Origin of the sequence: Paraburkholderia sp. WC7.3g, assembly GCF_050436345.1 — a bacterium.
Classification (GTDB): Bacteria; Pseudomonadota; Gammaproteobacteria; order Burkholderiales; family Burkholderiaceae; genus Paraburkholderia; species Paraburkholderia podalyriae.
The window spans coordinates 1,897,597-1,918,410 of the sequence record NZ_JBNDMA010000002.1; the positions used below are offsets into that span (position 1 = coordinate 1,897,597).

The 20,814-nt window shown below is 65.8% G+C and carries 15 protein-coding genes, 2 pseudogenes and 1 riboswitch; of the genes and pseudogenes, 9 read left to right on the forward strand and 8 right to left on the reverse strand.

Annotated features, from left to right (window positions below):
* Nucleotides 1–3 precede the first annotated feature (3 nt).
* The 5 genes and pseudogenes from OKW43_RS20235 to OKW43_RS20255 all read right to left on the reverse strand — a co-directional run.
* Nucleotides 4–3,138 carry an MdtB/MuxB family multidrug efflux RND transporter permease subunit gene (locus OKW43_RS20235; protein WP_429449378.1) on the reverse strand — a complete coding sequence of 1,045 codons (3,135 nt, stop codon included), beginning with the start codon at nt 3,136–3,138 and terminating at the stop codon, nt 4–6.
* 23 nt (nt 3,139–3,161) lie between these two features.
* Complete coding sequence (locus OKW43_RS20240) at nt 3,162–4,568, reverse strand: MdtA/MuxA family multidrug efflux RND transporter periplasmic adaptor subunit (RefSeq protein ID WP_429449380.1); 1,407 nt, start codon at nt 4,566–4,568, stop codon at nt 3,162–3,164.
* A 454-nt stretch (nt 4,569–5,022) separates the two neighbouring features.
* Nucleotides 5,023–5,868, reverse strand: a complete 846-nt coding sequence (locus OKW43_RS20245; protein WP_187632839.1) for an IclR family transcriptional regulator — start codon at nt 5,866–5,868, stop codon at nt 5,023–5,025.
* Nucleotides 5,869–6,373: 505 nt separating this feature from the next.
* Nucleotides 6,374–6,754, reverse strand: a complete 381-nt coding sequence (gene crcB / locus OKW43_RS20250) for a fluoride efflux transporter CrcB (RefSeq protein WP_187632838.1) — start codon at nt 6,752–6,754, stop codon at nt 6,374–6,376.
* A 71-nt stretch (nt 6,755–6,825) separates the two neighbouring features.
* A riboswitch (Fluoride riboswitch) is annotated at nt 6,826–6,887 on the reverse strand.
* A 77-nt stretch (nt 6,888–6,964) separates the two neighbouring features.
* Nucleotides 6,965–7,822, reverse strand: a pseudogene (locus OKW43_RS20255) (ammonium transporter); the annotation flags it as partial.
* A 397-nt stretch (nt 7,823–8,219) separates the two neighbouring features.
* On the opposite strand from OKW43_RS20255, the gene OKW43_RS20260 reads away from it, so the two are divergent.
* A complete protein-coding gene (locus OKW43_RS20260) occupies nt 8,220–9,983 on the forward strand; it encodes a sensor histidine kinase (RefSeq protein ID WP_429449383.1) in 1,764 nt (587 codons plus the stop codon).
* 40 nt (nt 9,984–10,023) lie between these two features.
* On the opposite strand, the pseudogene OKW43_RS20265 reads toward OKW43_RS20260, so the two are convergent.
* Nucleotides 10,024–10,349: pseudogene (locus OKW43_RS20265) on the reverse strand (hypothetical protein).
* Between the two features lie 320 nt (nt 10,350–10,669).
* Between OKW43_RS20265 and OKW43_RS20270 the strand changes: the two are divergent.
* The 6 genes from OKW43_RS20270 to OKW43_RS20295 all read left to right on the forward strand — a co-directional run bounded on the left by OKW43_RS20270 (nt 10,670) and on the right by OKW43_RS20295 (nt 16,482).
* Entirely contained in the window at nt 10,670–11,461 is a 792-nt protein-coding gene (locus OKW43_RS20270) for a DUF899 domain-containing protein (protein WP_429449385.1), read from the forward strand.
* Between the two features lie 13 nt (nt 11,462–11,474).
* The gene (locus OKW43_RS20275; protein WP_187632955.1) at nt 11,475–11,621 is read left to right on the forward strand and encodes a hypothetical protein; all 147 of its coding nucleotides are present in this window, start codon (nt 11,475–11,477) and stop codon (nt 11,619–11,621) included.
* Between the two features lie 110 nt (nt 11,622–11,731).
* Nucleotides 11,732–12,187, forward strand: a complete 456-nt coding sequence (locus OKW43_RS20280) for a hypothetical protein (protein WP_429449388.1) — start codon at nt 11,732–11,734, stop codon at nt 12,185–12,187.
* 93 nt (nt 12,188–12,280) lie between these two features.
* Nucleotides 12,281–12,736: an Rrf2 family transcriptional regulator gene (locus OKW43_RS20285; RefSeq protein WP_429449390.1), complete on the forward strand. Its 456-nt coding sequence runs from the start codon at nt 12,281–12,283 to the stop codon at nt 12,734–12,736.
* 182 nt (nt 12,737–12,918) lie between these two features.
* A complete protein-coding gene (locus OKW43_RS20290; RefSeq protein WP_429449392.1) occupies nt 12,919–13,566 on the forward strand; it encodes an NAD(P)-dependent oxidoreductase in 648 nt (215 codons plus the stop codon).
* 117 nt (nt 13,567–13,683) lie between these two features.
* Nucleotides 13,684–16,482: a mechanosensitive ion channel family protein gene (locus OKW43_RS20295; RefSeq protein ID WP_429449394.1), complete on the forward strand. Its 2,799-nt coding sequence runs from the start codon at nt 13,684–13,686 to the stop codon at nt 16,480–16,482.
* Nucleotides 16,483–16,597: 115 nt separating this feature from the next.
* Here the strand turns inward: OKW43_RS20295 and OKW43_RS20300 are convergent, their stop codons facing one another.
* A complete protein-coding gene (locus OKW43_RS20300) occupies nt 16,598–17,266 on the reverse strand; it encodes a cysteine dioxygenase (RefSeq protein WP_429449396.1) in 669 nt (222 codons plus the stop codon).
* Nucleotides 17,267–17,405: 139 nt separating this feature from the next.
* On the opposite strand from OKW43_RS20300, the gene OKW43_RS20305 reads away from it, so the two are divergent.
* Together OKW43_RS20305 and OKW43_RS20310 are read left to right on the forward strand one after the other, a co-directional pair.
* The gene (locus tag OKW43_RS20305) at nt 17,406–17,879 is read left to right on the forward strand and encodes an Lrp/AsnC family transcriptional regulator (RefSeq protein WP_187632829.1); all 474 of its coding nucleotides are present in this window, start codon (nt 17,406–17,408) and stop codon (nt 17,877–17,879) included.
* A 176-nt stretch (nt 17,880–18,055) separates the two neighbouring features.
* Entirely contained in the window at nt 18,056–18,265 is a 210-nt protein-coding gene (locus tag OKW43_RS20310; protein ID WP_429449399.1) for a hypothetical protein, read from the forward strand.
* Nucleotides 18,266–18,284: 19 nt separating this feature from the next.
* Here OKW43_RS20310 and OKW43_RS20315 read toward each other — a convergent pair whose 3' ends face one another.
* A complete protein-coding gene (locus OKW43_RS20315; protein ID WP_429449401.1) occupies nt 18,285–20,801 on the reverse strand; it encodes an FUSC family protein in 2,517 nt (838 codons plus the stop codon).
* Between the last annotated feature and the right edge of the window lie 13 nt (nt 20,802–20,814).

The following is a 20,814-nucleotide window of genomic DNA, read 5'->3' on the forward strand; positions in this document are numbered from 1 at the left end:
CGCTCAGTTCCCTGCATCGGTGGCGGGCGGCGCGGCGCTACCGGACGAATCGCCGCGGTGGAAGCGCTCGCGCAGCCGGCGGCCGAGCGAATCGAACGCGAGATAGATCACCGGCGTCGTGAACAGTGTCAGCAGCTGGCTCACGATCAGGCCGCCGGCGATCGCGATACCGAGCGGACGGCGCAGCTCCGAGCCCGCGCCGGTGCCGAGCATCAGCGGCAGCGCGCCGAGCAGCGCGGCGAGCGTGGTCATCAGGATCGGCCGGAAGCGCAGCAGGCACGCCTGGTAGATCGCCTCGCGCGGCGGCTTGCCTTCCTCGCGCTCGGCGTAGAGCGCGAAGTCGATCATCATGATCGCGTTCTTCTTCACGATACCGATCAGCAGCACGATGCCGATGATCCCAATGATGTCGAGATCGTGGCCGGTGATCAGTAGCGCGAGCAGCGCGCCGACGCCGGCCGACGGCAGCGTCGACAGAATCGTGATCGGATGGATGAAGCTCTCGTACAGCACGCCGAGCACGATGTACATCGTGACGATCGCCGCGAGGATCAGGAACAGCTCGTTGGCGAGCGACGCCTGGAACGCGAGCGCCGCGCCCTGGAAGCGCGTCTGGAACGACGCGGGCAGGCCGACGTCTTTTTCGGCCTGCTCGATCGCCTTCACGGCCGCGCCGAGCGACGAACCCGGCGCGAGGTTGAAGGACACGGTGGTGGCGGGGAACTGGCTCAGGTGCGTGACCAGCAGCGGCGCGGGCCGCTCGATGAACTTCGCGATCGACGACAGCGGCACCTGGCCGCCCGTCGACGTGGAAGACGGCAGATAGATCGAGTTCAGCGACGTGGTGTAGTGCTGCATCGTCGGCTGCGCTTCGAGAATCACGCGGTACTGGTTCGACTGCGTGAAGATCGTTGAAATGATGCGCTGGCCGAACGCGTCGTACAACGCGCTGTCGATGGTGGCCGGCGTGATGCCGAAGCGCGCGGCGGTCTCGCGGTCGATCTCGATGAACACCGAGCGGCCGTTGTCCTGCAGATTGGTTGCGACGTCCGCGAGTTCGGGCGACTGCTTGAGCCGGTCGACCAGCTTCGGCACCCACGTCGTGAATTCGCCGATGTTCGGATCGGTCAGCATGAACTGATACTGCGTCGGGCTCACGGTCGAGTCGATCGTCAGGTCCTGCACCGGCTGCATGTACAGCGACGCGCCCGGAATATGCGCGACGTCCTTCTGCAACTGGCGGATCACGTCGCTCGCGGTGTTGCTGCGGTCGTCGCGCGGCTTCAGGTTGATCAGCATGCGGCCGCTGTTCAGCGTGATGTTGCTGCCATCCACGCCGATGAACGAGGTCAGGCTTTCGACGTCTGGGTTCTTCAGGATCTGGTCGGCGAGCGCCTGCTGACGCTCGGCCATCGATGCGAACGACACCGACTGCGGCATCTGCGTGATCGCCTGGATCATGCCGGTGTCCTGCACCGGGAAGAAGCCTTTCGGCACGAACACGTACAGCAGGCCGGTCAGCACCAGCGTGAGCAGCGCGACGACCAGCGTGGAGCGTTGACGGTTCAGCACCCACGTGAGCGCGACCGCGTAGCGCGCGATCACCCAGTCGATCGCGCGGTGCGCCTTCGCCTCGAAGCGGTGACTGTCGTGCGGCGGCGTGTGGCGCAACAGCTTCGCGCACATCATCGGCACCAGCGTCAGCGACACGACCGCCGAAATGACGATCGTCACCGCCAGCGTGATCGCGAATTCATGGAACAGGCGCCCGACCACGTCGCCCATGAAGAGCAGCGGAATCAGCACCGCGATCAGCGAGACCGTCAGCGAAATGATCGTGAAGCCGATCTGCTTCGAGCCCTTCAGCGCGGCTTCGAGCGCCGTGTCGCCTTCCTCCACATATCGCGCGATGTTCTCGATCATCACGATCGCGTCGTCGACGACGAAGCCGGTGGCGATGGTCAGCGCCATCAGCGACAGGTTGTCGAGCGAGAAGCCGCACAGGTACATCACGGCGAGCGTGCCGATCAGCGACAGCGGCACCGACAGACTCGGAATGATCGTCGCGTAGACGTTGGCGAGGAACAGGTACATCACGAGCACGACCAGCACGACCGACATCGCCAGTTCGAACTGCACGTCGCGCACCGACGCGCGGATCGTCGTGGTGCGGTCGGTGACGACCTGCACGTCGAGCGAGGCGGGCAGCGACTGCTGTAGCCGCGGCAGCAGCGCCTTGATGCTGTCGACCACCTGGATCACGTTCGCGCCCGGCTGGCGCTGCACGTTCAGGATGATCGCGGGCGTTGTGTCGACCCACGCGCCGAGCTTCGTATTCTCCGGTCCCGCGACGATGCTCGCGACGTCGGTCAGCATCACCGGACGCCCGCTCTTGTATGCGACCACGGCGCTCTTGTACTGGTCGGCGTCGGTCAGCTGGTCGTTCGAATTGATCGTGTAGTTGCGCGTCGGGCCGTCGAAATTGCCCTTCGGGGTGTTGACGTTCAGGTTCGAGATCGTGGTGCGCAGGTCGTCGAGATTCAGGCCATACGCGGCGAGCGCGCGCGGGTTCGCCTGAATGCGGATCGCCGGGCGCTGGCCGCCCGAAAGGCTCACGAGACCCACCCCCGCGACCTGCGAAATCTTCTGCGCGAGACGCGTGTCGGCGAGATCCTGCACCTGCGTGAGCGGCAGCGTCTTCGACGTGATCGCGAGCGTGATGATCGGCGCGTCGGCCGGGTTGACCTTCGCGTAGATCGGCGGCGCGGGCAGGTCGGACGGCAGCAGGTTGCCCGCCGCGTTGATCGCCGCTTGGACCTCCTGCTCGGCAATGTCGAGCGGCAGGTCGAGGCTGAACTGCAGCGTGATGATCGACGAGCCGGCCGAGCTTTGCGACGACATCTGATTCAGCGACGGCATCTGCCCGAACTGCCGCTCGAGCGGCGCCGTCACCGAGGACGTCATCACGTCCGGGCTCGCGCCCGGATAGAAGGTCTGCACCTGGATCGTCGGATAGTCGACCTCGGGCAACGCGGAGAGCGGCAGAAAGCGCAGCGCGACGAGGCCGACCAGCATGATCGCCGCCATCAGCAGCGCGGTGCCGACGGGACGCAGAATAAAAGCGCGGGATGGATTCATGCGGTAAGTGTCGTGCCTTTACTTTATTGCGAGGCTTGCGACGCGTGCCGGCCGCGATGTGCGTGCGCGCCCGAGGCGCTCGCCGGAGCGCTCGCGCCGTGCGCGCCGGATGCGGCCGATGCGCCGGATGCGCCGGATGCGCCACGCGGCCGCTCGGCCGGGATCGTGATCTTCGAGCCTTCGCGCAGCCGGTCCGAACCGTCGATCACGACGCGCTCGCCGAGCGCGAGACCCGACTGGATGCTGGTGCGCTCGCCGTCGACCGGGCCGACCTTGACCGGGCGCACAGTGACCGTGTTGTCGGACTTCACGACGTACACGAAGGGACCCATCGAGCCGTTGAGCACCGCCGAGGTCGGCACGATCACCGCGTTCCGGATCGTATCGACGAGCAGGCGCGTGTTGACGAACTGATTCGGGAACAAGCCGTTGTCCTTGTTCTCGAAGATCGCGCGCAGCTTGATCGTGCCGGTGGTCGTGTCGATCTGGTTGTCCATCGTTTTCAGCGAGCCGACTTCGAGCGAGTGCGTGTTGCTACGGTCGTACGCGGTGGCCGACAGCTGCTCGCCGTTCTGCGTGTGCTGGATGATCTGCTGCAGGTTGTCCTCGGAGGTCGTGAAGACCACGCTGATCGGATCGAGCTGCGTGATCACGACGATGCCGTTCGTCAGGCCCGAGGTCACGTAGTTGCCCGGGTCGACCTGGCGCAGACCGACGCGCCCCGACACCGGCGCGGTGATGCGCGCGTAGACGAGGTCGAGCTTGAAGCTGTCGACGTTCGCCTGGTCGGACTTCACCGTGCCCTCGTATTGCCGCACCAGCGACGCCTGGGTGTCGACCTGCTGGCTCGCGATCGAGTCCTGCGCGAGCAGCGTCTGATAGCGCTTCAGATCGAGGCGCGCGGTGGCGAGCAGCGCCTGGTCGCGCACCAGCGTACCTTCGGCGTTGCGCAGCGAAATCTCATAGGGGCGCGGGTCGATCTGGGCCAGCACGTCGCCCTTCTTGACCATCTGGCCTTCCTTGAAATAGACGTCCTGCAGCACGCCGCTCAGCTGCGGCAGCACGGTGACGGTGGCGAGCGGCGTGACCGTGCCGAGCGCGGTCAGCACGACCGGCATCTCGCCCTGCGTCGCGGCGGCGACGTGCACCGGCTGCGGCATGTTGGCCATCGCGTTCGGACCGCCGCGGCCGAAGCGGCCGCCGCGCGCGCCGCTCGCGGCAGCCGGTGCGCTGGCGCCGCTGCCCGGGCCGCCCCACGGATGCCAGCGCCACAGCACGGCGCCGAGCACGACCAGCACCGCGACGATCAGCGCGATGGTGCGGCCACGGCGGCGTTTCACCGCGCCGGGCGCGCTCGCTTGCGCTCCGTTCGCGGATGGCTGGGAAGCGGCAGGGCGTTGGGTTTCCGGGTGCTTTGGTTGTTCGTCCATCGGTTCGGTCAGGTGGCTGGCTTTATGATGTGAGCCGCTCAGGCGGTCGCCGCCATTCGAAGGGCGGCGGGCCGGCACATGGGCGGCATATCAGGCGGTTGTAGCGGCGGGCGCCGCGCAATGTTCAGCGCGATGCTACTCGAGGCGCGGGACAGAGATGTTAACGCAATGCGAAATCATCACGGATGGGCGAAATCATCACGGATGGGCGAGGCCGTTTCGACGGCGCTCGCGGCTCGCCGAGGGCGTTCCCGCGACGGGATGCGTGATCGTACGTTGCGGCCTCCGTAACAGTCCAGCTGCGTATTTTTCGTTTGATTACGAAGGTTACAGGATGTTGGCGAAGCGTCGGGCGAAGGCGGGCTACCGTCGCCATTGCGCGGATCGAAGGCGGCTGGCGCCGCCCAGGCCGCCAGCGCGTGGCGCCATTTGGCGCCCGTTGCGGCCGACGGGCCTATTCGTCGAGCCGGCGCCCCGGGGCGCCGCCAATCTCGAGCACGATCTTGTCGATGCATTCGAGCAGCGCGGGCGCGGCGCGCGAAATCAGCCAGTCGCGCGGACACTGGTCGGCGGAGCCGCCGCAGTTGACCGCGTATCGCTCGCCTGACGGCCCGACAAAGCCAAGGGCGATCGCGTTCAAACCGTCGTGCCACTCGCCGGTGGCGATCGCGAAGCCGCGTTCCAGCGTGTCCCGGAGCGCGCTTTCGAGACGGCTGCCGATGTGGCCCCAGTCGTCACCTTCGGCCGTTTGCAGGCCGGCGAGCAGGCGGTCGCGGTCCGGCTGCGCGAGCGACGCGAGGTATGCCCGGCCGACTGCGGTGCGCGTCAGGCTCATGCGCGCGCCGACTTCGAGCCGCGACACGAGCACCGCCGAGCGCGGTCGGATGGTGTCGATCACGACCATGTCGTAGCGGTCGCGCACCGCGAGATGGACCGATAACGCGGTGCATTCCGCGAGTTCGATCAGGAATGGCCGCGCGCGAGAGCGGATGTCGAAATTGCGCAGAAAGCCGTTGCTTAGTTCCAGCACTGACGAGGTCAGCACGAAGCGCTCGCTGTCGGGCAGTCGCAGTAGAAAACCGGTGCCCACGAGGGTCGCGGTGATGCGCGACACCGTGGGCTTCGGAATGCCGGTCAACTCGGCGAGTTCGCGATTGCTAAGTGGAGCATGCGCGGCCGCGACGGCGCGCAATACGGTCAGGCCGCGCGCGAGCGCGGTGACTTCATCGCCCGGGCCGTCCCGGTCTTTGCCGGCGGGGACCTTGGCGGCGACGGTTTGGCTACGTGTGGAGCGGTTCATGCGTTTTTTGGAACAGTATTTCAAATTGTTCGTTCGACAACCTGGTGATGGCCGCTCGCAGCGGGCGCGGGCATCTCCAAACCGGGGCGTTCATTCGATTATTTTTAGGAAATTCATTGTATCGGAAGAAATTTCCGATTGGCGGGGGCGACTACATCTTTTTGCTTGACTTAGTCAGCATAACCATAAAAAATGGAACCTCATTTCGAAAGTCGCTCCGTCGGTTGCATCTGATGCATGCGAGCGCAAAATCCCGGAATCCAGGATCGATCACCCATTATATGGGCTTGCGGTTTTCGAATACCTTCTCTCAGGTTCTAGCACGGCCCTCGGAATGGCTAGAACTTTTAAGGCGTCGCGGCAACGTGACGCCTTTTTTTTATTGTCGGGGCATTAACGAAGTCCGCAGCAAAACGAATGCCCCAATGGCATCTGCACAGCGGGTTGACGACTCGGGAAGGTGACTTTAAAACCGCGTTTTTGAACTGATTTCGCGGGCGTTGCTTCAGCGCGCCAGCAAAGAAACCGTCGCGATGCCGAGAATCGTCATGATCAGCGACGTGCTCACGTGAATCGCCACTTCGCCGGCCGCCCAGCCGAGCCGGCCGTCCTGCAGGCGCTGTACGACCTCGGCGGAGAACGTCGAGAACGTCGACAGGCCACCCATCAGACCGGTGATGACGAACAGTCGCCATTCCGGCGCGAGTTGGGGCACGCGCGCGAAGCCCGCGACCGCCACGCCGATGATGTAGCCGGCGATCATGTTGGCGGCGAGCGTGCCAAGCGGCAGATCGCTAAAGACCGCGTTCAGTCGAAAGCCGAGAAACCAGCGAAACAGCGAGCCGAGAGCGCCGCCAATCGCGACAGCGAGAAAAGACCAATACATGGAAGAGGATCGAACCGGAATGTCGACAAACCGGTTGATGCGGGCGAGTTGATGCCGCGTCCGCATAACCGGGCGTAGCAGGCATCATCAGCCACAAGGGCGGTTAATGGAGAATGCCATCTCCAGGCGCGAAGTCTAACATCGGCGCGGGGCATTTGGGGACAGGCTCGTGGCCCGCGCCTGTCCCACTTCCCGCGAGCGCCGCCAGGTTCACTCCGGCGTCGCCGAAATCTTGTGAATCGACAGATCGGCGCCGTTGTACTCCTCTTCCTGGTCGAGCCGCAGACCGACCGTCATGCGGATCACGCCATACACGACCGTGCCGCCGAGCCCCGACACGACGATGCCGCCGAGCGTGCCGATGACCTGCGAGGCGAACGACACACCGCCCAGCCCGCCGAGCGCGTGGGTGCCGAAGATCCCCGCCGCGATGCCGCCCCATGCGCCGCACAAGCCGTGCAGCGGCCACACACCGAGCACGTCGTCGATGCGCCAGCGGTTCTGCACGCAGGTGAACATGTAGACGAACAGCATGCCGGCGATGCCGCCCGTGACCAGCGCGCCGAGCGGATGCATCAGATCCGAGCCCGCGCACACGGCCACGAGTCCCGCGAGCGGGCCGTTGTACGTGAAGCCCGGGTCGTTGCGGCCCGCGAACCACGCGGTCAGCGTGCCGCCGACCATGGCCATCAGCGAGTTGACGGCAACGAGGCCGCTGATCTTGTCGAGCGTCTGCGAGCTCATCACGTTGAAGCCGAACCAGCCGACCGTCAGCACCCATGCGCCGAGCGCGAGAAACGGAATGTTCGACGGCGGATGAGCGGCGATGCCGCCGTCGCGGTGATAGCGACCGTGGCGCGCGCCGAGCAGCAGCACGGCCGGCAGCGCGACCCAGCCGCCGAACGCGTGAACCACCACGGAGCCCGCGAAGTCATGGAACGGCGCGCCGAAAGCCCGGGTGAGCCAGCCCTGGATGCCGAAGCGGTCATTCCACGCGATGCCTTCGAAGAACGGATAAACGAAGCCGACCAGCACGAACGTCGCGAACAGCTGCGGGTTGAATTTGGAGCCCGTATTTCAGACTTTCCATCGATATGTCCCGCTTATGCCAAAAAAGTGCGCTATGCGAGCAAGAAGTGGGCCAAAATCGTGCGGATTGCTTCGATGCGGTGCAAACGGGCACCGGGATGGCAATCCGACCGTTTTGCGCAATCCGCTGCGGGGCGCGCCATGCACCTCTATAGATATAAAAAGCACCAATGAAGTGCGCGAGGCGACATCGATGGGCGGGGTGACCCAGACGGGGGCGAAATATTCGATTTAAATTACATCCTCATTCGGAATCCTGACGCGTCGCGTTGCTATGGTCGCCCGGTTCGTTTCCTCTTTGTCGTCGCGCGCAAACGCCGACATAATGTGCCGACTCCGTGTATGAGCCGCCGGCCAACCCGTCCAATGGGACCGCATGAGACTGACCACTAAAGGCCTGTTGCTGATCGCGATCCCGGCCGTCTTCGAACTCGCGCTGCTCTCCAGCCTGGTGAAGGCGCAGGCCGACGCGACCTTGGCCGAGCGCTGGGCAATGCATAGCGAGGAGGTGCTGCGCCAGACCACGGCGATTCTCGATCCGGTACTGTCCGAATCGGTCGCGCTGCGTGGGGCGGTGCTTGCCAGCGACGCGCACTTCACGACCCCGCTCGCGGTGTGGGTGGACGTCGACCGGCGCATCGACGAGCTCGCCGAACTCGTCGCCGACGATCCCGCCCAGGTCGAGCGCGTGGCCGAGGTGCGTCAGGCGGCGCAGGCCTATCGCCAGTGGTCGGACCGGATCCAGGACGTGCTGCACGCCGGACGGCGCGGCGAGATTCTCGAGCGCTTCCACGATCTGGCGCGGGCCGACGTGCTCGATCGTTTCCGTTTGCAGGTGACCGCGTTCCAGACCGAGGAGCGACGCCTCGATACCTCGCGCTCGAGTTCCGTCGCCGCGGTGCGCGAGCGGGAACAGACGTTGATCGTCGCGGCCGCGTTGGGTTCGCTGGTGTTCGTCGCGCTCGCCGTCTGGATGTTCACGCGCGGCGTGCGCGGCCGGCTCGCGCTGCTGTCCGACAACGCGGGCCGGCTCGCCGGCAATGAGCCGCTCGCGCCGGTCGGCGCGGGCAGCGATGAAATCGCGCGGCTCGATCTGACCTTGCACGAGACGAGCCGGCGTCTGCTCGAAGCCGAGCGCATCGAGGCGCGCTTTCACGCGGACCTCGAGCGCCGTGCCGCCGAACTCGCGCGCATCAACGAGACGCTGCGCCAGCAGACCCAGGACAACGAAATGTTCGTCTACAGCGTGTCGCACGATCTGCGCGCGCCGCTCGTGAACCTGCAGGGCTTTTCGAAGGAACTGATCCGCGCCTGCGACGAGTTGCGCGATGCGGTGCGCGGCTCGTCGCTGGCGATGAACACGCGCGAGCGTATCGAGTGGGTCATCGACGAAGACATCGGCGAGGCGTTGCATTATCTGCAGAGCGCCGTGCTGCGCGCGTCGCACATCATCGACGCGTTGTTGCGGCTGTCGCGCGTGGGGCGTGTCGAGTACCGGCGCCAGAAGGTCGACGTGCGCGACATCGTGCAACGCGTCGTCGACGCGATGCAGGGCTCGATTCGCGCGCGGCGCGCGCGCGTGACCGTCGGCAACCTGCCAACGGTATGGGGCGATCAGACCGCGCTCGAACAGATCTTCGCGAATCTGGTCGGCAATGCGGTCAACTATCTGGACCCCGCGCGCGAGGGCCGCATCGAAATCGGCACGACGCCCGCGCCGCCGGGCGTGCATTCGCTGCGGATCTTCTACGTGCGCGACAACGGCGTCGGCATTCCGGCGATCGCGCTGCCGCGCCTGTTCACCGCGTTTCAGCGTCTGCATGGCAATGCGGCGGCCGGCGAGGGCATTGGCCTCGCCCTCGTGCGACGGATGGTCGAGCGGCACGGCGGGCGCGTATGGGCGGAATCGAAGGAGGGGGTGGGCACGACGTTCTATCTGTCGCTGCCAGAGCCGGGTGCCGCAGGCGCCGAACCGGCGGGGGCGGCGGCTGGCGCGCCTGCGCTCGCGGCGGCGGGTCCGGCTCAGGCGGCGTGCGCTGCGCGCGACGGCGGGCAACGCGCTGCGGGGTCCGGCCTGGGCTCAGGCAGCGGGTTGCCCGCGCGCTCGATCGACGCGATGAGAGGAATCAGTACACGGTAGGCGATCGCTCGATCGTGCGGCGCGGGTTGCCTCTGCTCGCTCAGCAACCGGCGAAAATTTGCCGCGGCCTGAGCAGTCTGCTGTCGCGCACCGACCAGTAGCGGCTGCATGCGAGCAGCACGGCGATGCCGGCGAACGATTCGATCGGCGTCGGGCGAACGCCGGCAAGACACTCGACGGCTAGCAGGCCGTTCGTGACGATCAGCAGCGCCGCCACAGTGCGCACGCGGCCTGCATCAGCAGACGGGTGCCTGCGATGTGCCGGGCGCGGTGGTTGTGCGGCCAGGTTGGCGGCCGGCGCGCGCAGAAAAACACGATCGCCATCAGCAGGATGACGAGCGTGACGGTCCAGTCGATCAGTTTCATGGAAACAGCACTCCCCAAAGGGCCGCGACTATAGGGAGGCGTCCCGCCTGCAACTATCAGAGGATTCCGAATTGCCGGGCGCCGTTGAGCGGGGTTGCGGCGAGCGCCGTTGCATGTCCACGCTCGTCGGTGGCCGGCCGTCGCTGGCGCTGCTTCTTCTGAATCAAGCCGCCAGACAAGGAATCGCGTCACATTTGTCACTCCCACCATTCGCTGTCTGGCGACCTAAACTATCCCATCACCAGCAGCGAGCGATGGCCGGTGAGCGAATCGCGTTTCCACCCGAACACACAGGACATCGCTCTAACCCGGAGGTTGCAATGACGACGAATCAGTCACCTGAGAAGGACGGCAAAGACGGACAGCCTGCCATGAAAACACCACCGATTGTGTCGCGGCCAGAGTGGGAGGCTGCGCGCGAGCAGCTTCTCGTCAAGGAAAAAGCCTTGACGCGTGCCCGCGACGCGCTGGCCGCCGAGCGACGGCGGATGCCATGGCTTGCGGTGGAAAAAGCGTATGCGTTCGACGGGCCCGAGGGCAGAGTAAGCCTGCTCGACCTGTTCGAGGGCCGCCGCCAGCTGATCATCTATCGCGCCTTTTTCGAGCCTGGCGTGCACGGGTGGCCAGAGCACGCGTGCATTGGCTGTTCCCTGGGCGCCGACCAGGTTTCCCACCTCGCCCATTTGCATGCTCGCGACACCACCCTCGTGTACGCCTCGCGCGCGCCGCAAGCCGATATCGCGCGGCTGAAAACCCGGATGGGCTGGGAGATGATCCCCTGGTACACCATCACCGGCAGTTTCGACGCCGACTTCGACGTGGCCGAATGGCACGGCCACAACGCGTTCATCCGTGAAGGTGAGCGTGTGTTCCGCACGTACCTGATTAACGGGCGTGGTGACGAGGCGATGGGCACCCTCTGGAGCTACCTCGACATGACGGCGCTCGGGCGGCAGGAGAATTGGGAGGATTCGCCGGAGGGCTACCCGCAGAGCCGACCGTACAAGTGGTGGAACTGGAACGACACTTACGTCCCCGGCGCCGCTCCCGATCCGAAGTGGGTCGAGGTGTCAGATGCCGGAGAGGCCGCGTTTCGGAAACGCGACGGCTAGAGTGTGACGAATCATGCCGCCGCGTTTGCTTGCGGAAAAGGCCGCCGCAGGCAATATCGAGCATCTCACGCAGGACAGCGCGGCTCTTGCGGCTGCCGATCCGCACGGCGTGATCGTTCATGCGGCGCTCGTGCATGGCTTTGGCCTGGTGACGTTGTAGAACCGCGACCGCCTCGCCGGGGCGAGTTGAAGCGGCCGAGCGGCGCAACGGCGGTATCATGGGCACCTCTTCGCATGCGCGAGCCGCCTGGCGCGGCTCCTTCCTGATCCATGATTTCATCCCTTTCCTCATCGTTATTGCGCCGCGCGGCGGTCGTGGTCCTCGTGTTCGGCGCGCTGGCCGCGTGTCAGAAGAACGACGCGTCGGCCGGCCAGGTCGCGGGCAAGCTCAATGACGCCGCGCAGGTTGCCGGTCAGAAGCTCGATCAGGCCGCGAGCTACGTCGGCCAGCAGGTCGACGCGACCAAGGACGCCGCACAGCAGAACCTCGAATCGGCCTCCGCGCCGTCGATCAGGATCGATCCGGCCGCGCTCGCGTCGAGCGCGCAGGCCAACCTGCAGAACGCGGCGAGCGCGGCCGACGCGCAGCTCGGCAAGGCCGCGTCGATCACGGGCCAGGGCCTCGAAACGGCGGGGCGCAAGCTGCAGGCGTGGTCGGCGCAGAATGCGGGCTCGTCGGCTTCGTCGTCCGATTCCGCCGACGCGCAGAAGCAGATGGACAAATGAGCCACGCGCCGTTAGATCCGGTTTTCACGGTTTGACTTCAGGAATAAATGTAATTACGATGGTTACACATTGTCGTTGCGGGACGGATCTGCTGTGAACACGAGTAGCCGGTTTGCCTTTGCCGTGCATGTGCTCGCGCTGTTGTCGCTGCAGGGCGGCGTGCCGCTGTCGTCGGAGATGATTGCGGGCAGCGTGAACACGAATCCCGCGCTCATTCGCCGGCTTCTGGCCATGCTGTCCGACGCCGGCCTCACCACGTCGCAGATGGGCGCCGGTGGCGGCGCGCTGCTCGCGCGGCCGCCGGAACAGATCACGCTGCTCGACGTCTATCGCGCGGTGGAAGACGCGCAATTGCTCGCGTTGCATCGCGAGGAGCCGAATCCCGCCTGCATGGTGGGGCGCAATATCCAGAGCGTGCTGCGCGACATCATCGACGAAGCGCAGCAGGCGATGGAGGCGACGCTGGCCGCGCGCACGCTCGCCGATGCGACCGCCGACGTCGTGCGCTCCGAGAAGCAGCGCGAGCGCAAGCGCAAGCGTCGTGCTTGAGAGCGTGCGTTCGCGCGCCAGACGCGACGGTAGTGAACGATAGAAGCGCAGTGTCGCGGTGCGCGTGTCGCATGATCCCGGCACGCGTGCCTGACAAACCAACGGGGTGAACGCCCCGCTTTTTTTCTCGTTATATGTAACTGTTCGGGTTACATATAGGACAACCTGAGGAGTACGCTGATATGAGCAAGCAACTGAAGATCGCCTTGTTTGGCGCGACCGGCATGATCGGTTCGCGGATTGCCGCGGAAGCGGCGCGGCGCGGACATCAGGTGACGGCACTCGTGCGCGATCCGGCGCGCGTGCCGGCCGGTGTCGCGAACCTGCATGCGTCGCGGGCCGATCTGCTCGACGCCGCGAGTGTCGGCGCGGCGGTGCGCGGTCACGACGTCGTCGCAAGCGCGTATTCGCCGCCGCAAGGCGATCTCGCCCCGCTGACGCAAGCCACGCGCGCGCTGGTCGAAGGTGTGCGCGCGGCCGGGCTGAAGCGCGTCGTCGTGGTGGGCGGCGCAGGCTCGCTCGAAGTCGCGCCGGGCAAGCAACTGGTCGAAACCGACGGATTTCCGGACGCGTACAAGGGCATCGCGCTCGCGCACCGCGACGCGTTCGACTATTACCGCGGCGTGACCGATCTCGACTGGACGTTCTTTGCGCCGGCCGCGCTGATCGCGCCGGGCGAGCGCACCGGCAAGTTCCGCACGGGCGCGAACACGCTGATCGCGGACGCGGACGGCAATAGCCGCATTTCGGCCGAAGACTACGCGATCGCATTCGTCGACGAACTGGAGCAGGGCCGCTTCATCCGCCAGATCGCGACGGTCGCGTACTGACGGCTGGCGTACGAATTCGCCGGACGCGCAAGCGTACTAACATTCGGTTACGCATGTTCGGCGGCGCTGGGCAAAACTGCGGCTACACTGGCGTCTGCCGTTTTCTTACGGATTGCCATGCAGTCATGCCCGTCATGGTGTGAGTCCGAGGCTGCGCCGTCTGGCGGCGCGCAGCAGCCGGCGATTCTCACCGCCCCCCGTCTGTCCTCCGAACCCACCGCTCGCGACACTTCCAGCGGGGACGCCCGCCCACGCGCGAGCGCATGCGCCGGTGGCTGGTTCACCGCGCTGCTGTGCGCCGCGCTGATTCTTTGCCTCGGCGCGCTGCCGCGCATCGCGCAAGCAGCGGGTCCCGCGGTCGGCGGCGGCACGCCGGTGATCCCGGCGTTGCAGAGCCTGATCAACAGTGCGACGGTGAACACGACGCCCGCGTCCGCGGCATCGGGTGCCTCGGCGGCCGAGGCGGCGTCGGCGCCGTCGCCCGCAAGCCAGGCGGAACTCGCGCACTCGCTCGACAGCGTGATCGCCACGCTCGACAACGACCGCCAGCGCAGCGCGCTAGTCACCCAGCTGAAAAGGCTGCGCGACGTGTCGCGAAACGCCGCGCAAACCGTTGGCCCGGCCGCGCCCGCGCAGCCTAGCCCGGGCCTGCTCGGCGCAATCGCGTCGGGCATCGCGTCGTTCGAATCCGACGTGCATCAGGGGCGCACGCCGGTGCGCTACTGGAGCGGACGCGTGACCGCGGCCGGCAACGAGCTGTACACGATCGTCTCGGGCCAGGGACGCGAGGGCTTCGGCACGATTCTGTTGGCGATGCTGGCGATGCTAGCCGGCTGGGGCGCCTGTGCCGGCGCGCTGATCTACCTGCAGCAGCGGCTGTACCGGCGCTTCGGCATCGAGCTGGTGCTGCGGCCCAATCCCACCACGCTCGAGCTGGTGATCTTCGCGCTGCGCCGCGTCGGTCCGTGGATCATCGCGTTCATCGCGGCGCTGCTGTTCATGCGCGCGATGCCCGATGCGCTCGGCCGCACTCTCGGCATGGTGGTCGCGTATGCGATCGTCGCGGGCGCGGTGTTTTCCGCGATCTGTCTGATCATGTTTTCGCTGTTCGGCTCCGGCCACCGGCGCATCGCGGTGCGCCTGCTGATCGATCACGCGCGCCGCGTGCTGTTCGTGATCGGCGTGTGCGGCGCGCTCGGCGACGCGGCCGTCAATTACGACGTCGAGCATCAGCTTGGCACGAACCTCGCCGCGCTGCTTTCGACCGCGGCCAACATGACGGCCGCCGTGCTGACCGGTTATTTCGCGCTCGCGTTCCGCCGCCCGGTCGCGCACCTGATCCGCAACCGGCCATACGAGCAGCGCAACGACCACAAGGCCGCGACCGATGCGTTCGACGTGCTCGCCGCGCTGTGGCACGTGCCGGTGCTGGTGCTCGCGACCGCGTCGGTGGTCGCGACGTTCGGCGGCTCCGGCTCCAGCGAAAACGTGCTGCAGATCTCGATCGTCACCGCGTTGTTGCTGGTGCTGGCGTTCTTCCTGTCGGCGATCGTGCTACGCATGACGCGGCCGCGCAGCGCCCGCGCGCGGCGCCGCTCGCCGTACCTGACGCGGCTGCTGCGCTTTTGCGGCACGCTGCTGACGCTGTTCATCTGGCTGTTTTTCTTCGAATTCGCGGCGCGTCTGTGGGGCGTGTCGCTGGTCGCGGTGATCGAGGAGAACGTCGCCGCGCGCGGCATCGCGCATGCGATGACGGCCATCGTCGCGACCCTGTTTATCGCATGGCTGCTGTGGATTCTGGTCGACACCGCGATCACCGAGGCGCTCAATCCGGGCGGTCCGCGCAATAAGGGGCGCAGCCCGAGCATGCGCGCGCGTACGATGCTGCCGCTCGTGCGCAACGTGTTGCTGGTGACGATCATGACTATCGCGAGCATCGTCACCGCGGCGAACCTCGGCATCAACGTGACGCCGCTGCTGGCGGGCGCGGGCGTGATCGGTCTGGCGATCGGCTTCGGCGCGCAGTCGCTGGTGACCGACCTGATCACCGGGCTCTTCATCATCATCGAGGACACGATCTCGGTCGGAGACTGGATCGACGTCGATGGCGGGCATGCGGGCACGGTCGAGCATCTGTCGATTCGCACCGTGCGGCTGCGCGACGGGCAGGGCGCGATCCACGCGATTCCGTTCTCGCAGATCAAGATCGTGAAGAACCTGTCGCGCGATTTCGCGTATGCGGTGTTCGAGGTGCGCATGTCGTTCTCGACCGATGTCGACGAGATCACGCAGCTGATCCGCGAAGTCGGCGCGGAGCTGATGGCCGATTTCCGCTACCGGCGCGAGATGCTGGGGCCGATCGAAGTGTGGGGGCTCGACCGCTTCGATCCGAACTGGATGGTCGTCAAAGGACAGATCAAGACGCGGCCGCTGCAGCAATGGAGCGTCGCGCGCGCGTTCAACCTGCGGCTCAAGCGCAAGATGGACGAGGCGGGCATCGAGATTCCGGTCGCGCAGATGCGGGTGTACACGTCGTCGAAGGATAGCGAGGGCGAGCCGTTGCGCGACGATGAGATGACCGGCTTCGTCGCGCCTGTGGAGGCCGTTGCCGATGACAGCAGGCACGCGCATGGCGATGCGCATCAGCAGGCGCGGGACGGCGGCCACGCCAAAGCCCATCAAAGGGCGCATGAACCCACGCACGAAAGAGCCCGCGACGCGGCGCACGAGTATCGGCGCGAGGCTGAGTATGAAGTGGGCGTTGCTGGGCCGTCGGCGCGCGCATCGACACATGTGCCGCTTGCGCCTGCGCGCGACGTATCGCACGAACCGCGTCCGGCGCCACCCTCGACCGGACAGACCGCGTCGATTCCGCCGCAGATTCCTACGGCGGGTGACGTGAGTGGGAAGAGTTGACGCGGGCGTTTGTTGAGGGCCGTGCGACGACGGCCACGTGCCTGGTTGTTCGCGTGACTGCGTAATCGGGTAACGGCGTAATCGCGCGATCACGTCACGTCGTGACGTGCAAGCGTCAAACCAGCTCCGCCGCGTCGGTCACGCGCACGATGTCGTTCACGTGAGTGCCGATCCGCGCGCCTTCGACGCCATAGATATGTAGCGACACGGCCGGCGCATCGCTGCAGTTGCCGAGCCGATGAATCGCAGCACGGCCGCTGCGCACGAACGACACCGCGCCGTGTTTGCGCGCCAGGGCGCGCAGCGTGCTCGCGCATTGCCGCACATTGTCCCATTCGAAGATCGTTTCGCTCAGCTTGCCTTCGACCACCGCGTAGCCGCACCACGTGTGATGCGCGTGCACGGGGCTCGCCTGGCCGGGCTGCCAGACCAGCGCGGCAATCGCGTAGCGGCCTTGCGGATCGGCGACGAGCAGGTGGCGCCGATAGCTGCCGGCGGCACCTTCGCGTTGCATCGGTGCGAGCAGCGACGGGTCGGCGGCTGCCTCGGCGAGCGCGAGCCGCATGATGCGTGCGAAGAACGTCGAATGCGACGGTTCCGGGAATTTCGCGCAGCTTTCGAACATTGCGTCCAGCGTGTCGCACAGCCGCTCGAGCGGCGTGCGCCCGATCTCGCCCAGCGTGTGCGGCGGCAACGCGGCGGCTTCTGGTCGGGCCGGGGCCGGCCGCGACTTCAGGTAGTCGGGAAGATGCTCGAAAGCGGTGGCGCGAAGGTCGTCGCTCATGGTTTTGATGCAGCGTGTGCGCTGCTGGTCGGCAATTTTCGGTATCGATATTTATACCGGTATGGCCGGAGAAAGAGTTTCCATATAATTCCCCCGACTGTCAGAAAAGTAGAATAATTTCCTATAAAGGGGTGGTGGTATGGCTATGGATATCATCGATCGGAAGCTGCTCGAACTGCTGCAGGTAGACGCGACGATGCCGATCGCCGAACTCGCGCAGCGCGTGAACCTGTCACAGACGCCTTGCTGGAAGCGGCTGCAGCGCCTGAAGGAGGCGGGCGTGATTCGCGCGCAGGTGGCGCTGTGCGACGCCCGCAAGCTCGGCGTCGGTACCACGGTGTTCGTGGCGGTGCGTACCAATCAGCACACGGAGGCGTGGGCCGCCGCGTTCACGCAAGCGGTGCGCGACATTCCGGAAGTGGTCGAGGTCTACCGGATGAGCGGCGAAACCGATTATCTGCTGCGCGTGGTGGTCTCCGATATCGACGACTACGACCGGATCTACAAGCAGCTGATCACGGCCGTGCCGCTGTACGACGTCAGTTCGAGCTTTGCGATGGAGCAGATCAAGTATTCGACGGCGTTGCCGGTGCGCTCTTCGGCGGTGACCTGATAGTCGCGGACGATTGATGGACACCGCGGTGCGCTGCTTGCTGCCTCTAAAGCGGGCACGCCACCGTCAACCGTGTCACTCGCTCCGCTCGGCTGCAAGCCGCGTGCAAGCCCCGTGGGCGTAGAATGCCGCCTTCCCGACCCATCCGCGACTGCTTCGCGAACCGAGCCCGCTTCATGAACAAACCGCCGCGCAGGAAGAACCCGACCTTTGGCATCGCCGTCTTTATCGTGGTGGCGATACTGCTCGTGATTGCCACGTTGATCTACAACGCGATCCGCGAAAAGCACGAGTTCGACAGCCAGAGCGCGCAGGTGCCGTCGTTGGCTTCGGAGGCGGCCGCGGCGGCCAACGCGATCAAACCGGCGAGCGGCGTCGCGCAATAACCGCAGCGCACTTGCCGCTTCATTGCTCCGGCAGCCGGATCATGCTCGCGTCTTTGCGAATCTGCGCGGACGCCGCGAGCATCTGCTTGCATTGATGCGCGAGCAGCTTCGTGTCGTGCACGGCATCGGCCGTATAGTCCGGCGATTTCTCCGTTTTGACGACCATCGCATCGAGCTCGCGACTCATCAGCTTGATCTGCTCGCCTTGCTCGGCCGGCAACGCGGTGCCGGCTTCGGCGGCGCGCAGGTTGTCGCGCACGAGGCTCAACGCGCGTTGCAGCGGCTGTAGCGAGATGTCCTCGACCTGTTGCTGCTGTTGCGCGGAGGTGCGCAACAGCGGCGCGGCGACCGTGATCTGCGACGCGAGCACGTGGCTGCGCACCAGCAGACCGTTCAACTCCGGCACGAACTTTTGCGCGGACTTCGGTTCGAGCATCATCCGCTGGAACGCCTGGCCGAGATTCGCGAACGCCACGTGGACGTTCTTGCGCGCGAGGCGATAGCGGTAGTCGCGGTCGAGCGCGGTGGCCGCCACGGCGGCAGCGGCCGATGCACCGCTTGCCGGGCGCGCGGTCGCATTGCGGATCGTGGCGGTGTCATGGGTGGCGTTGCCTGGGTTCGCCTTGTCGCTAGCGTCGGCGAGCTGCTGTGCCAGGCTGGCGCGCCCAGCGCCGCGCGCACCGACGCCGCCATCCACTTCAGCTTCGACTCCAGCGACAGCAAACGCCGGCCCGCCAAAGCCGAGCGCCGGGTCTGCCATCGCCGCCGCCGGCGCACGCGCGCCCGCCTCGGTCACGGTCGCGACCACCGCCGCGGCGGGCTTGCCGCTCCACCACCAGCTCGCTTCGAGATACTGCCGCGTCGCGCTGATCATGTTGTTGACGAGCTTGCCCATCAAGCGGTACTCCCAGTACGGGAACAGATGACTCGCCGCGATCGCAATCGCGCAACCGACCACGGTGTCGATCGCGCGCTCGCCGATGATGCGCATGCTGCCCGGCGCGAGCAGATGGAACAGCAGCAGCACATACGACGACGTAAACACGACGCTCGCCGCGTAGTTGAACAGCAGCAGGCTGTAGCTCATCACCATCGACGCGAACATCACGACCATCAGGATGTGCGGCTCCTTCACGAAGATGATCAGCGCGATACTCGCCGCGCAGCCGATCAGCGTGCCGATGATCCGCTGCCCGTTGCGCTGCTTGGTCAGCGAGTAGCCGGGTTTCAGGATGATCACGGTGGTCATCACGATCCAGTACGCGTTCGTGAGCGGCAACAGACGGCCGAGCCAGAAGCCCACGGCGACCGCGATCGTCACGCGCAACGCGTGGCGAAAGCTCGGCGAGGACATCGTCAGATTCGAGAAGATTTGTCCGAACGGCACGCGCCGGCTCGACACGAAGCGGCTCAGCGCCTGGTCGATGCGCAGTTCGGTTTCGGTCGGGCTCGGTTCGGCGGCGAGGCTTCGGCGCATCTTGTCGATCAGCCGCGTGGCGCTCCAGATGCGGCGGAAATTCGACGACACCGCCGAATACGCCTCGGGGTTCTGCGTCGGCAGTTCCTGCTTGCGCATCAGCTCGATTTCATACTCGATCGCGCGCAATTCGGCTTTCACGTTCACGCGCTTGCGCGGCGCCTGGTTCTGCAGCACCGCGAGGCCGATCTCCTCGAGATCTTCCGCCGCCTTGCGGATCAGATCGCGATAGAACACCAGCAGATCCGAGCCGCCGAACGTGCTGCGCACGAGCGTGTAATCGGTTTGCGCGCCGACGAACGACTCGTGCAGATCGACGGTATTGATGAACAGGTTGTACAGCATCGCGCGGCGTGGTTCGAGCTTGCCGCGCTTGAACCTGGGGAGATTGCGCAGCACGATGTCGCGCGCGGCGTCCTGACGCTCGACCGTGGAGATCTGCTTGTCGACGAGGTTGCGATAACACTCGTCGAGATCGTTGTCGAGATCGTAGAACGCGGCGCGCGCGAGCAGATAGTCCGCGCACGCGAACACGCTTTCGGCGAGCGCCTGTTGCTCGATCCGATGCATCATCCAGCGGCTCACGAAGGTCGACCAGTACGTGTACCAGAGACCGCCGAGCAGAATCCACGACGCGTTGACGAGCGCCTGCAGCGGCGTGAAGTGCTCCTCCAGCGTCATGATCATCATGAACAGCGTCGCGAAGCTGATCTGCGGCCAGCGGTTGCCGTACACGACGATCAGCGACAGCACGAACGTGAGCGGCACGACCGTGCACCAGAGCGCGATCGGATTGACGGTGGCGAGGCCGGTGGCGAGCGCGGACAGAAAGCCGATCACCGAGCAGGCCAGCATCTCGTTGTGCTTGTACTTGAGCGGGCCCGGCATGTCGACGACGCAGGCGCCGAGCGCGCCGGTCGCAATCGTGAAGCCAAGCTCGCGATCGTGGAACACGAGCAGGCACAGGATGGCCGGTAACGACACGCCGACCGCGATGCGCAGGCCGCCATAAAAATACTGGCTATAAAGGAATTTTCTTATTTCGACCGAATAGCGCATCGACTACCTGAAT

Bases quoted from the DNA above. Each gene is read 5' to 3' on its own strand.
- OKW43_RS20235 (WP_429449378.1), bottom strand. From the start codon at position 3,138: ATGAATCCATCCCGCGCTTTTATTCTGCGTCCCGTCGGCACCGCGCTG.
- OKW43_RS20240 (WP_429449380.1), bottom strand. From the start codon at position 4,568: ATGGACGAACAACCAAAGCACCCGGAAACCCAACGCCCTGCCGCTTCC.
- OKW43_RS20245 (WP_187632839.1), bottom strand. From the start codon at position 5,868: ATGAACCGCTCCACACGTAGCCAAACCGTCGCCGCCAAGGTCCCCGCC.
- crcB (WP_187632838.1), bottom strand. From the start codon at position 6,754: ATGTATTGGTCTTTTCTCGCTGTCGCGATTGGCGGCGCTCTCGGCTCG.
- OKW43_RS20260 (WP_429449383.1), top strand. From the start codon at position 8,220: ATGAGACTGACCACTAAAGGCCTGTTGCTGATCGCGATCCCGGCCGTC.
- OKW43_RS20270 (WP_429449385.1), top strand. From the start codon at position 10,670: ATGACGACGAATCAGTCACCTGAGAAGGACGGCAAAGACGGACAGCCT.
- OKW43_RS20275 (WP_187632955.1), top strand. From the start codon at position 11,475: ATGCCGCCGCGTTTGCTTGCGGAAAAGGCCGCCGCAGGCAATATCGAG.
- OKW43_RS20280 (WP_429449388.1), top strand. From the start codon at position 11,732: ATGATTTCATCCCTTTCCTCATCGTTATTGCGCCGCGCGGCGGTCGTG.
- OKW43_RS20290 (WP_429449392.1), top strand. From the start codon at position 12,919: ATGAGCAAGCAACTGAAGATCGCCTTGTTTGGCGCGACCGGCATGATC.
- OKW43_RS20295 (WP_429449394.1), top strand. From the start codon at position 13,684: ATGCAGTCATGCCCGTCATGGTGTGAGTCCGAGGCTGCGCCGTCTGGC.
- OKW43_RS20300 (WP_429449396.1), bottom strand. From the start codon at position 17,266: ATGAGCGACGACCTTCGCGCCACCGCTTTCGAGCATCTTCCCGACTAC.
- OKW43_RS20305 (WP_187632829.1), top strand. From the start codon at position 17,406: ATGGCTATGGATATCATCGATCGGAAGCTGCTCGAACTGCTGCAGGTA.
- OKW43_RS20310 (WP_429449399.1), top strand. From the start codon at position 18,056: ATGAACAAACCGCCGCGCAGGAAGAACCCGACCTTTGGCATCGCCGTC.
- OKW43_RS20315 (WP_429449401.1), bottom strand. From the start codon at position 20,801: ATGCGCTATTCGGTCGAAATAAGAAAATTCCTTTATAGCCAGTATTTT.